Raw genomic sequence first — 12,648 nt, 5'->3', positions numbered from 1 at the left:
AAGTAATTAGTCGGAGCATTGCCAATATACATCAAACATTTCAAAATAACTACTTGGTTTAACGCAGTCATTGCACTGATTTTATACTTTCTTAACTTATAAGAAAGGCCTAAAGACCTTTTTATCCCGCATATAGCCTATAACTGGCAGTAAGAGAGGCTGAGACAAAAGTAATGAAGAAACAATCAAAAACGAATGAAAATTATTTCAAATTAATTATCATTCGTTCTTTGATAAAATAATTAATATAGCACCTAAAATATACGAGACTCCTTGAAAAAGAACGCTTTTTCTGCTACGATGTATCCCTGCTGAAGCCTTCCTTATCCAGCGAAAACAGCACGAGTCCGAAGATCCACGTGTTTTTCTTTACCAAAGTAGCTGAGGCCGTACCCGTGGGAGTCTATGTCCTTTGACCGCGCTTCGTATCAACATTTATTTTTGTTTCACGGCTTTTGAGTTAACTATTTTAGGTTCGTCCCTAACCCTTTCTGCAATCAATTAACAATATGTTAGACTTATAACATAAGGAACACTTTAGCTATTAAAACGACTATTGATTTTCCCCAAGTCCTCTCTCCATTTTAATAACTTTTGCTTTTCATTTTCTGTAATTTCTTTATCTAATAGTAGCGCATTCACTAATTGATCAAAGCCCGTAATGGTATGGTGGGAAAAACCCGCTTCAGTAAAAGCTGTTTCTGCAGTAGCTAATCCATAGGTGAAAATAGCAAATACAGAACAAACCTTTCCACCATTTTTTTCAATTGCTTGCGCAGCTTCAATCGAAGAACCACCAGTGGAAATGAGGTCCTCAATAACAAGCACCTGTTTACCAGACTCTAATTCGCCTTCAATCTGATTACCTTTTCCATGACCTTTTGGTTTTGATCGAACATAGATCATCGGTAGGTTTAATTCATCTGCTAACCAAGCTGCATGTGGTATTCCAGCAGTAGCACATCCAGCAATCATATCAGGCTTTATTTGCAAATCATTCATTCGTTTAATAAAGGATGTGGTAATCTGTTTGCGTACTTCAGGATAAGACATGGTTAGACGATTATCACAGTAAATTGGCGACTGTATACCAGAAGTCCAAGTAAAATACCCATCTGTTTTTATTTGTACAGCTTTGATTCTTAGTAATTCACGTACGATGTGGTCATGCTCCTGCATTTTTCCACTCCTCTTTTAATTGTTTATATGCTTTATTTGGATTATCTGCTTTTGTAATGGTTCTACCCACAACAATAAAGTCTGACCCGTTACCTCTGGCGAAAGAAGGTGTTGCAATTCGTTTTTGATCATTATTATCGGTATTAGTGAGCCTAATTCCTGGAGTTACGGTTAGAAACGAAGTCCCGCATTGTTCCTTCACAGCCTTCGCCTCAAGTACAGAACAGACAACTCCGTCAGCCCCAAACTGTTTAGCAAACGTTGCAAAATGAAGGACATTTGCTTCTACATCACCTGAAAGTAGCATTTCCTGATTCATTATCGATTGATCCATCGAGGTTAGAATGGTTACTGCGAGCAATTTCGTTTGGAAATTTGGATTGCCATTTATAAGCCCTTCCTTGGCCAGTTTGATCATCTCACTGCCTCCAAGGGCATGAACATTTACCATATCTATTTCCAGCTTAGCAATATTTTCCATAGCACGCATCACCGTTGTTGGAATGTCATGAAGCTTTAGATCAAGAAAGATAGCATGTCCATTTTCTTTTAATCGTTCGATAAGGATGGGCCCTTCTTTATAAAATAACTCCATACCAACCTTTACTGGTACACCATGTAAATCATTTTGTTCAAGAAACGTTTTCGTTTGTTCCCAATTGGGAAAATCCAATGCAAGATATATTGGTGTCTTCATGAACATATCCCCTTTCCAATTGCATCATTTACGGAATTAAAACCATACGCAGCTAATGTTTTTGGTAGTTGTTCGATAATTTCTATACAGACATAAGGGTTTTGAAAATTTGCCGTACCTACAGCCACCGCACTAGCTCCCGCTAATAAAAACTCAAGAGCATCTTCCGCGTTTACTACTCCTCCCATCCCAATTATTGGAATATTGACTTGCTTTTTTACTTCATAAATCATTCGTATCGCTACTGGTTTAATTGCTGGTCCAGATAACCCTCCCGTTTTATTTGCCAGTAAAGGACGTTTTGCAGATAAATGCATTTGCATTCCAGTAAGTGTATTTATCATCGATAACCCATCGGCTCCAGCTAATTCTACTGCTTTTGCCATTGTCCCAATATCTGATACATTTGGTGAGAGTTTAACATAGACAGGTAGATTACTTGCCTTTTTAACACGTTCTGTTACCTTTGCTGCCATCTTTGGATCTGTTCCAAACTGGATCCCGCCCTCCTTAACATTTGGGCAGGAAATATTCAGTTCTAAGGCAGTAACGTCACCTGCTTCATTAAATGCTTTTGCTACTTCTACGTATTCTTCTAACGTACTACCAGCAATATTTGCGATGATTGGTGTGGAGAAGCTTGCTAAAAAAGGCACTTCATTTTCTATAATGCTACTAACACCAGGGTTCTGTAATCCAATGGCATTCAACATCCCAGCTGCTGTTTCGGCGACTCGTGGAGTTGGGTTCCCAAATCTAGGTTCCATTGTGGCAGCTTTCATAACGATGGCACCTAATTTGTTCAAGTCATAAAATTGACTATATTCTCTACCAAACCCAAAGCATCCCGAAGCAGGCATAATTGGATTTTTTAATGATAAACCAGGTAATTCAATCGCCAAGCTCATACTAGTTGCACCTCCTGTGCAGGAAATACAGGACCATCTTTGCAAATCTTTTTATAGCCTCCGCAATCATCTGTAGGAATGACACAAGCAAAGCAAGCGCCTACTCCACAGCCCATTCTCTCTTCCAAAGAGATATACCCATGTTTTCCTGCCATTTGAGCGGTAATAGCCTGTAACATCGGTAATGGTCCACATGAGTAATAACAATCAATACTACTTACATCGTCTAATACGTTGGTTACGAATCCTTTTCTACCATAACTGCCATCATTAGTTACAATAATTGTCCGACCGAGTTCAGCAAATTTTTCTTCATAGAACACACTCTCTTTGGTTTGGAAGCCTAATACAGAGACAATATTCACCTGTTGCTCTTTTAATTTTCGTGCCAAATAGTAGAGTGGAGGTACACCGATACCGCCTCCTATAATAAGAATTGTTGAATTAGCTTTAGGTTCAAGCGGAAAACCATTTCCGCTTGGACCAAGTACATCGATGGAATTTCCAATGGGATAGGAAGCTAATTCTTTCGTACCACTACCAACAACTTTAAAAAGAATCGTGACTGTTTCCGCATGTTCATCAACCTGAGATATAGATATTGGGCGTCTTAGCATATGCCCTTTCAACTGTAGGTGCAAAAATTGTCCAGGCACTGCTGTATTGCTTATATATTTGTTCTCAAGCACCATTTCGATGGTATCTTGCGCTATGGGGCTTTTCTTTAAAATAACCATGTTCTCTTTACGCATCATAAGATGACAACCTCTTTTTGCTGCATCGGTTTAGCTTGAAATGTCATAGATTCTATTACATTAAGGATTGCATTTGCAGTATCTAAATTTGTTAAACAAGCAATACCATGTTCCACAGATTCTCTACGAATTCTAAATCCATCTGAACGTGGCTGCTGTCCTGAAGTTAACGTATTGATTACATATTGTACTTCCCCATTTTCAATAATCGAAAGGACATTTGGTTTCTCTGCACCAATTTTTTCTACTTTAGTAACTGGTATTCCAGCATCTCGAATATAAGCTGCAGTTCCTTCGGTAGCGTATAATTGAAAGCCTAATTGATGAAATCGCTCTGCATTTCCAAGCATCTCCTGTTTATCTTTATCAGCAACCGTTAATAGCACTGCTCCCTCTTGTGGTAATTTAATTCCTGATGCGATAAGCCCTTTATATAATGCTTTTTCTAATGTCTTATCATAACCGATGGCTTCACCAGTAGACTTCATTTCTGGACCTAAAATGGTATCAACACTACGAAGCTTCTCAAACGAGAACACAGGTACTTTAACGGATACTTGATCGTCTTCAGGTAAGATTCCCGTTACGTAGCCCATCTCCTGAAGCTTTTCCCCAAGTATACATTTCGTAGCAATATTTGCCATCGTTACACCAGTGATCTTACTTAAGAATGGAATTGTTCTACTTGCTCTTGGGTTTACTTCAAGTACGTATACCGCTTGATCACAAACAATGAATTGAATGTTAATCAGCCCCTTAACTTGAAGCGCATAGGCAATACGAGTAGCTGCATCCAAACATTTTTGTTTCACAGATTCACTTATTCGTTGGGGTGGATACACGGCTATTGAATCACCAGAGTGAACACCGGCACGTTCAATATGCTCCATAATACCCGGGATGATAACCGTATCGCCATCACTTATCGCGTCAACTTCTACCTCCATACCGGTAATATATTTGTCAATTAAGATTGGATGAGAGTCTGCAACATGATCTGTCTTAGCAAGATATGATTCTAATTCATGGTCATTATAAACAATCTCCATTCTACTTCCACCAATGACATAAGAAGGTCTTACTAACACAGGGTAACCAATCGTGTTAGCTACCTCTCTCGCTTTTTCCATATTTAACACCGTTTTCCCCTGTGGTCTTAAGAGCTGTAAGTCATCTACTAATAGCTCAAATTTGTCTCGATCCTCTGCTCGATCAATCGCTTCTAAATTTGTCCCTAATATCTTCACACCTCGACGTTCAAGTCCTGCCGCTAAATTAATGGCAGTTTGACCACCGAATTGAACAATAACACCTTCTGGCTGTTCTAACTGGATTACATGCATCACGTCTTCTAATGTTAATGGCTCGAAATATAATTTATCTGAAATACTGAAATCAGTGGAAACAGTCTCCGGATTACTGTTCATGATGATGGCTTCATATCCCATCTCCTTGATCGCTAACACGGAATGAACCGTCGCATAATCAAATTCGATCCCTTGACCAATCCGAATTGGCCCAGACCCAAGTACAAGGATTTTCTTCTGCTCAGATTGAATAGACTCATTTTCCTCTTCATAGGTACTATAAAAATACGGCGTTTCCGATTCAAATTCAGCTGCACAAGTGTCGACCATTTTATAAACAGGCAAAGCATTTTGTTTGATTCGATAGTTGTATATATCATCCTCTGATTGCTCCCATAAACGAGCAATATGTGCATCGGAAAACCCAAGGCGCTTAGCTTCTAAAAGCATGGAAGGTTCCTGCTTGTTACGCTTTAATTTCTCTTCAATGATGATGAGACGCTGTAACTTATTTAAGAAAAATCGATCTATTTTTGTTAATTGAAATATCTCGTCAACAGACAACTTTCTACGTAAAGCTTCCGCTAAAACAAAGATCCTTTCATCATCCGCCTTTTGCAACCGCTGTTTTAATTCATCATCACTTGTACATTCTAAATTGGCTAGCCATAATTGCTCTGTTCCAATATCTAGTGAGCGAATACCCTTTAACAATGATTCTTCAAAGTTACGACCTATTGCCATTACTTCCCCTGTAGCTTTCATCTGTGTTCCTAAATAGCGATCGCCTGCAGTAAACTTATCAAACGGAAATCGAGGAATTTTTGACACAACGTAGTCAAGTGCTGGTTCAAAGCATGCATAGGTTTTGCCGGTTATCGGGTTAATAATCTCATCCAGTGTTAAACCAACAGCAATTTTAGCGGCCATTTTAGCAATTGGATAGCCTGTAGCTTTCGACGCAAGTGCTGAGGATCTACTAACTCTTGGATTTACTTCAATAATGTAATATTGAAAGCTATTAGGATCTATTGCAAGCTGGACATTACATCCTCCTTCAATTTCTAATGCCCGAATAATTTTTAGCGAGGCATTTCGTAATAGCTGATACTCGCGATCACTTAATGTTTGAGAAGGTGCAACAACGATGGAATCCCCTGTATGAATGCCTACTGGATCAACATTTTCCATATTACACACGACAATGGCTTGATCATTTTTATCTCGCATCACTTCGTATTCAATTTCCTTAAATCCTGCTATGTTCTTCTCAATCAAGCATTGACTAGCAGGCGATAAAGCCAGACCATTTCGTGCAATTTCTTTTAATTCTATTTCACTATTACACATTCCACCACCTGTGCCACCTAACGTATAGGCTGGTCGAACAATGACTGGATAACCAATTTCCTCCGCAAACGCACAAGCCTGTTCCACCGTGTTGACAATCTGACTAGCTGGAACCGGTTCAGCCAATTCATTCATTAAATTTCTAAATTTCTCACGATCCTCTGCCTTTTGAATAGCCTCTAAGGATGTTCCTAATAAATCTACATGATATTCAGCTAATATGCCTGTTTCGTTCAACGCTACTGCCAAATTCAGTCCTGTTTGACCACCAAGTGTTGGTAATAAAGCATCTGGCTGTTCTGTGCGAATAATTTTTGTTAAAAATTCAACCGTTAGAGGTTCCATATAGACCTTATCAGCTACCGTATGATCCGTCATAATCGTTGCTGGATTAGAATTGGCCAATAATACGGTATATCCCTCTTCTTTTAATGCTTGACAAGCCTGTGTTCCCGAATAATCAAACTCTGCCGCCTGGCCAATAACAATCGGTCCAGAGCCTATTACTAAAATCTTTTTTATTGAAGTGTTTTTAGGCATATACCTTTTCCTCCTTTTTTACCTGCTCCATCATTTTTAAGAATGAATCAAATAAATAACTTGTATCTTCTGGCCCTGGTGAGCTTTCTGGATGATACTGTACAGAGAAAGCGGGGTAAATAGAATGTTCAATTCCTTCTACGGTATTATCGTTAAGCGCAATTTGTGTAAGCTTTAAATCCGTTTGTATTAAAGATGCTTGTTTTACAGCGTAGCTATGATTCTGGGATGTAATATATGTTCGATTCGTTCGGATATCCTTTACTGGATGGTTAGATCCACGATGACCGAACTTCATTTTTTCTGTATCTGCTCCACATGCAAGTGCTAATAATTGGTGTCCTAAGCAAATACCAAAAACCGGGATTTTGCCAATTACCTGTCTAATCATGTTGATTGTTTCTGGAACATCTTTTGGATCTCCTGGACCATTCGTAAGCATAATGCCATCTGGTTTGATACGTACTATATTTTCTGCGCTATAGTTATAAGGAACGACCGTAATATGACAATCACGTTTTGTTAGTTCACGAAGAATTCCATGCTTCATACCACAATCAACCACTACCACTCGTTTCCCTCTTCCAGGAACCACATACGGTTTAATCGTTGATGTTTGTGAAACCTGATTTCTCGACAATGTTATTCCTTTAAGCTGGGAGATAACTTTTTCTGGCTGGACTTCTGCATTCACAATTTTAGCTTTCATCGTTCCATATTTTCGAATAATCTTTGTTAACTTTCGTGTATCAATACCAGAAATTCCAGGTATACCATTCGCTTTTAAGTAATGATCTAACGTCTCCTCATTACGAAAATTAGAAGGATAGTCAGCAACTTCTTTCACAATAAAACCATGAATAAACGGTGTTACCGTTTCAAAATCATCTCGATTGATGCCGTAATTCCCCGACAGTGGATATGTCATCATGACAATCTGACCACAATACGAAGGATCTGTTATAATTTCTTGATAACCAGTCATCCCTGTGTTAAAGACAATTTCTCCAGTTGTTTCTTGTTCGCTTCCAAACCTTTCACCAACAAATACCGATCCATCTTCTAATATAAGCTGTCGTTTCGTCATTTTAGATCCTCCTCATAGACTATGTTTCCTTCCGAAATTGTTAAAACTGGAATAGCTGTAACCTCCCATTGATGGAAAGGTGTATTTTTACCTTTTGAATAAAACGTTTCTTTATCAATGGTTAATGACTTTTTCAAATCTATTAAAGTTAAGTCTGCGACACTACCAACATCAAGCTTGCCGTATGGTAGTTGAAATATTTCTGCCGGCTTGATCGTTAGCCAATCGATAAGCTGTTTGAGTGTAATTTTCCCTGTTTGAACAAGGTATGTATAGAGCAAAGAAAATGCATTTTCTAGTCCGACAATCCCAAATGGCGCCTCTAGAAAACCACGTTCTTTTTCTTCCTTCGCATGTGGTGCATGATCTGTTGCAATAAAATCAATTGTGCCATCCAACAATCCTTCTAATAAGGCTTGCTGATCTTCCTTTGCACGTAAAGGAGGATTCATTTTAAAATTCGCATCATCTGTTGTGATTGCCGACTCATTAAGTAATAAATGATGTGGCGTTACTTCAGCTGTTACATGAATTCCCGCCCGCTTCGCATCGCGAATAATTCGGACAGACTCCTTTGTACTAACGTGACATACATGATAATGACATCCAGTTGCTTCAGCTAGCAGTACATCTCTTGCAATTTGTACCGATTCGCTCAAAGCTGGAATGCCTGGCATCTGCATACGTTTGCTAACTTCACCATCATGCATCACACCACCATAGACAATAGAATTATCTTCACAATGAGCAACGATTACTTTATTACATGCCTTTGCTTCCCTCATAGCCTGAAGCATGTGATCCGCCGTTTGAACGCCCACACCATCGTCTGTGAAAGCAAAAATGTCTGTTTGGGCTATTTCTTTTATATCAACTAGTTCTTTACCTTGCAGTTTTTTTGTTATGGCAGCATATGGAAGAACACGAACCACAGCTTCTGCTTTTATACTTTCTAATATATTTTGAATAGTAGTCGTATTATCTGGTACTGGATTCGTATTTGGCATTGCACAAACAGTCGTATATCCACCTTTAGCAGCAGCATTAGTACCTGTAAAAATCGTTTCCTTATGTTCACCACCAGGTTCTCGTAAGTGGATGTGCACATCTATAAAACCTGGAGCCAATAGATTCCCTTTTCCATCAATAATTTGATCAGCTCTCTCCGTTATCCTAGAAGCTATTTTTGTAATAGATGTACCTTCAATGAGAAGCTCACAGCTCTCTAGTTCACCCGTTGATGACAGTTTTTTTACGTTTTTCAGCAATCGTTTCATGGATAATCCCCCGTTCCTGCAATAGTTTTTTAATAATGGCCATACGTGTATACACACCGTTGTTCATTTGTTTGAAAATTCTAGAACGTTCGCATTCTACTAATTCCGTATCAATCTCTACTCCTCGGTTAATTGGTGCGGGATGTAGAATAATTGCTTTCGGATGCATTTTCCTTTCCCGTTCCTTTGTTAATCCATATTTTCTTAAGTAGTCTTTGTTGTTTATGAAAATTTCCCGATGTCTTTCATGCTGAATGCGTAATAGCATAAGAACATCGCAACATTCTACTGCTTCGTCGATGGACAGATAAGGGAAATCAAGATTGTTATCTTTACAACCGTCAGCAGCAGCAAAATACACCTCTGCTCCAAGCCTACGTAATGTATGTGCATTGGAATTTGCCACTCTGCTATGCAATATATCACCTGCAATAACAACTTTAATCCCATGGAATTGTTGGAATTCCTGATAGATTGTTAGTAAATCAAGCATACACTGCGTTGGATGCTCTGCTTTACCAGCTCCTGCATTAATAATTGGGATACTAAGTTGATTCTTCAATTCATTCATCCAATAATCTGCTTGATGTCGAATAACTAATAGGTTAGCACCTATAGCTTCGAATGTTTTTGCCGTATCGTATAATGATTCACCTTTTTGTGTACTAGAATAATCAGCATGAAAATCAAGCACGTCCATGCCCAATTTACGCTCAGCAACTATAAAACTCATTTTTGTTCTCGTACTGGGCTCAAAGAATAAATTCGCAGCGAATAATTGCTTCGTAAATGATTGTTGCTGTAACCGTAATTGTTCTGCCTGATGTAAAACGCGAATAATTTCATCTTCCTTTAACTGATTCACAGAAAAAAAATGTCGCATAGTTCCTCCTTATCCATGCATATTTTTAATTTTCATAAAAAAACCTCTTTGCCTAAAGGTCGCAAAGAGGTATACGTGTAGAGAAGAACACACGTAGGTCTGGGCAACCTTTCAGATCTCTCGTATCTGATTAAAGGTTTCGTATACAGTTTTTATTCATTTACTTTCTAAAGAAGGTTAATTCCTATTTTTCATATATCGAAACAGTATCTTCTTTTCCATCGATTTCTTCTAATTGAACCATAATAATCTCTTTTTCTGATGTCGGAATATTTTTCCCTACATAGTCTGCTCGAATGGGTAGTTCGCGATGGCCACGATCGACCAAGACGCCGAGCTGAATTTGCGAAGGTCTTCCTAAGTCCATAACAGCATCCATCGCTGCTCGCACAGTTCTCCCAGTAAAAAGAACGTCATCTAATAATATAACTTTTTTTCCAGTTATATCTGCTGGAATATTTGTTTCCTTTAAATCCGGGTCTTCACCTTCCGTGGCCTTATCTAAATCGTCACGATATAAGGTGATATCCAATTCACCGATTGGCACTTCGATCGTTTCAATTTGTTTAATTTTCTCCTGTAATCGTTTGGTCAGTGGAACACCCCTTGTTTTTATTCCTACAAGTACAAGGTCGTCCCCACCTTTGTTTTTTTCTAGAATTTCATGAGCAATTCTTGTTAAGGCTCTGTTTATTGCCGGCTTATCTAAAATATCCGTTTTCTTTTTCATTTTTCCACCAACCAATCATAAGAAAAATTTGGGTTAGACCCAACATGTTTATATGTTAAATTGCACACAAAAATCCCTTTTCTCCATGAGGAAAAGGGATTTGGATTCCGATGTTGCATCAATTTCCGTAACCTTTTTAGCCTCACGGGGCTATAGTTAAAGGATCATATTTATTCGTCTGTTTTATTATTACAAACCATGGTTTGATTGTCAATACATTTTACGAATGTAGTCAATCAACTCTTGGAAATAATCAGGTAAATCTACTTCAAAATGCATCCATTCTTTAGTGGTTGGGTGTGTAAACGCGATCTCCTTTGCGTGGAGAGCTTGTCCGTTTACATCTATCGTTTTTCTTGGACCGTACTTTGGATCACCAACTAACGGGTATTCAATATATTTCATATGAACACGTATTTGATGTGTTCTTCCCGTTTCTAATTGACATTCAATATGTGTATAATCGGAAAATTGTTCTATAACTTGAAAATGAGTAACCGCAGGCTTCCCATTTTCCACAACAGCCATTCTTTGTCGATCTTTTGGATCTCTACCAATCGGTGCATCAATTAATCCTTTTTCATGTGGAATATTGCCGTGAACCATAGCATGATATTTTCTTTTTATATCCTTATTCGCTAATTGCTTAGATAAGTGCTGATGTGCTTGATCATTTTTTGCCACGACTAACAAACCACTCGTATCTTTATCAATCCGGTGGACAATTCCTGGACGTTCTATTCCATTAATTCCTGATAGATCTTCACAATGATATAGCAGCGCATGAACAAGTGTACCATGTTGATGACCTGCAGATGGATGAACAACCATTCCTTTTGGTTTATTTACGACTAATAAATCACTGTCTTCATAAATTATATCTAATTCAATAGCCTCAGGAGCTAATTGTAATGGTTCTGCTTTAGGAATGGACCATTCTATATGGTCACCCAATTGACATTTATAATTAGCTTTGACCACTTCTCCATTTACTAAAACAAGTTGCTGTGTTATCCAAGTTTGTACCTGTGATCTGGACATATCTTTGTTTAGATCAGCTAATACTTTATCAATACGAACGCGATGTTGTTCTTCTGTTATAGTATGCTCTAACGGTTTCATGATTTTGCTTTTCCTTTCTTTGCTTCATCGATAAGCATTGCAATGATTATTAAACCTACACCAATAACTAAACTAGAATCAGCTACATTAAATATTGGGAAATCATAGCCGAAAATAATAAAATCAAAGAAATCAACCACTTCCTGACGAAATAGACGATCAATGAAATTACCAATTGCCCCACCTAATACAAGACTAAGCGAAACTGCTAAGGTCTTACTCTCCTTCGCGTGTTTTTGCATGTAATAGATAACACCTACTACAACAATAGCTGTTACAATATAAAAGAACACCATCTGGCCTTCTAAAATCCCCCATGCTGCTCCAGTATTACGATGAGATGTTATGTAGAAGAAATTATTAATAACCGTGATTTGTTCTCCAAGTTCCATTGATCGAACAATCATCCATTTTGTTAGTTGATCCAAGCCGATAATGAATAGAGCAATTAAGTAATACCAATACATTCCTTTTCCCCCGATTTTTAAATTGACATCAATATTTATCTTACCCACTTCACAAAGTAATTTCAATATATATCATACGAATGTATTTACGCAAGTAACCCTCCTTGTACAATATAACTTCCAATTTAATAAGATATTTTCCGTATAAGCAATTGCATATGTTCTGCAAATTAGAAAAACTGAGCAAAATTCGCTCAGTCCTTATCACTACATGCTCAGATTTACGCTTCCTCTAGTAGCTATTATGGAATAATAGCTACTGCTTGACCACCACTCCGGCTGCCCACTTCTCTTTCCGTGGGGTTTGTCCTTCAGCTAACTTTTTTAGCAAAACCCGCTCAAAAAA

Annotated in this window: 11 protein-coding genes; all 11 read right to left on the bottom strand. The window is 38.1% G+C overall.

Annotated features, from left to right (window positions below; translation table 11 throughout):
• Positions 1-537 precede the first annotated feature (537 nt).
• The 11 genes from pyrE to lspA all read right to left on the bottom strand — a co-directional run bounded on the left by pyrE (position 538) and on the right by lspA (position 12,302).
• On the bottom strand, positions 538-1,179 hold the full coding sequence (gene pyrE / locus JUJ52_RS21495) for an orotate phosphoribosyltransferase (RefSeq protein WP_026680830.1): 642 nt from the start codon (positions 1,177-1,179) through the stop codon (positions 538-540).
• Positions 1,166-1,876, bottom strand: a complete 711-nt coding sequence (gene pyrF / locus JUJ52_RS21490; protein WP_121605063.1) for an orotidine-5'-phosphate decarboxylase — start codon at positions 1,874-1,876, stop codon at positions 1,166-1,168. Before pyrF ends, pyrE begins: the two co-directional genes overlap by 14 nt.
• Positions 1,873-2,784, bottom strand: a complete 912-nt coding sequence (locus JUJ52_RS21485) for a dihydroorotate dehydrogenase (protein WP_026680828.1) — start codon at positions 2,782-2,784, stop codon at positions 1,873-1,875. The genes pyrF and JUJ52_RS21485 overlap by 4 nt, the downstream gene beginning before the upstream one ends.
• Entirely contained in the window at positions 2,781-3,539 is a 759-nt protein-coding gene (locus JUJ52_RS21480; protein ID WP_026680827.1) for a dihydroorotate dehydrogenase electron transfer subunit, read from the bottom strand. Before JUJ52_RS21480 ends, JUJ52_RS21485 begins: the two co-directional genes overlap by 4 nt.
• Positions 3,536-6,736, bottom strand: a complete 3,201-nt coding sequence (carB, locus tag JUJ52_RS21475; protein ID WP_026680826.1) for a carbamoyl-phosphate synthase large subunit — start codon at positions 6,734-6,736, stop codon at positions 3,536-3,538. The genes JUJ52_RS21480 and carB overlap by 4 nt, the downstream gene beginning before the upstream one ends.
• Positions 6,729-7,823, bottom strand: a complete 1,095-nt coding sequence (locus tag JUJ52_RS21470) for a carbamoyl phosphate synthase small subunit (protein ID WP_026680825.1) — start codon at positions 7,821-7,823, stop codon at positions 6,729-6,731. Before JUJ52_RS21470 ends, carB begins: the two co-directional genes overlap by 8 nt.
• Positions 7,820-9,100 carry a dihydroorotase gene (locus JUJ52_RS21465; protein ID WP_121605062.1) on the bottom strand — a complete coding sequence of 427 codons (1,281 nt, stop codon included), beginning with the start codon at positions 9,098-9,100 and terminating at the stop codon, positions 7,820-7,822. Before JUJ52_RS21465 ends, JUJ52_RS21470 begins: the two co-directional genes overlap by 4 nt.
• Positions 9,054-9,983 carry an aspartate carbamoyltransferase catalytic subunit gene (locus JUJ52_RS21460; RefSeq protein WP_026680823.1) on the bottom strand — a complete coding sequence of 310 codons (930 nt, stop codon included), beginning with the start codon at positions 9,981-9,983 and terminating at the stop codon, positions 9,054-9,056. Before JUJ52_RS21460 ends, JUJ52_RS21465 begins: the two co-directional genes overlap by 47 nt.
• A 184-nt stretch (positions 9,984-10,167) precedes the next feature.
• Positions 10,168-10,713 carry a bifunctional pyr operon transcriptional regulator/uracil phosphoribosyltransferase PyrR gene (gene pyrR, locus JUJ52_RS21455; RefSeq protein ID WP_026680822.1) on the bottom strand — a complete coding sequence of 182 codons (546 nt, stop codon included), beginning with the start codon at positions 10,711-10,713 and terminating at the stop codon, positions 10,168-10,170.
• 210 nt (positions 10,714-10,923) lie between these two features.
• Positions 10,924-11,835, bottom strand: coding sequence for an RluA family pseudouridine synthase (locus JUJ52_RS21450; protein ID WP_121605060.1), 912 nt, complete (start codon positions 11,833-11,835; stop codon positions 10,924-10,926).
• The gene (gene lspA, locus JUJ52_RS21445) at positions 11,832-12,302 is read right to left on the bottom strand and encodes a signal peptidase II (protein ID WP_026680820.1); all 471 of its coding nucleotides are present in this window, start codon (positions 12,300-12,302) and stop codon (positions 11,832-11,834) included. Before lspA ends, JUJ52_RS21450 begins: the two co-directional genes overlap by 4 nt.
• Positions 12,303-12,648: the final 346 nt, after the last annotated feature.

It is taken from the genome of Virgibacillus sp. AGTR (genome assembly GCF_016919725.2).
Lineage (GTDB): Bacteria > Bacillota > Bacilli > Bacillales > Amphibacillaceae > Virgibacillus > Virgibacillus salarius.
Note: the sequence above shows the minus strand (reverse complement) of the source record. Positions and strands in the feature narration are given on the sequence as shown.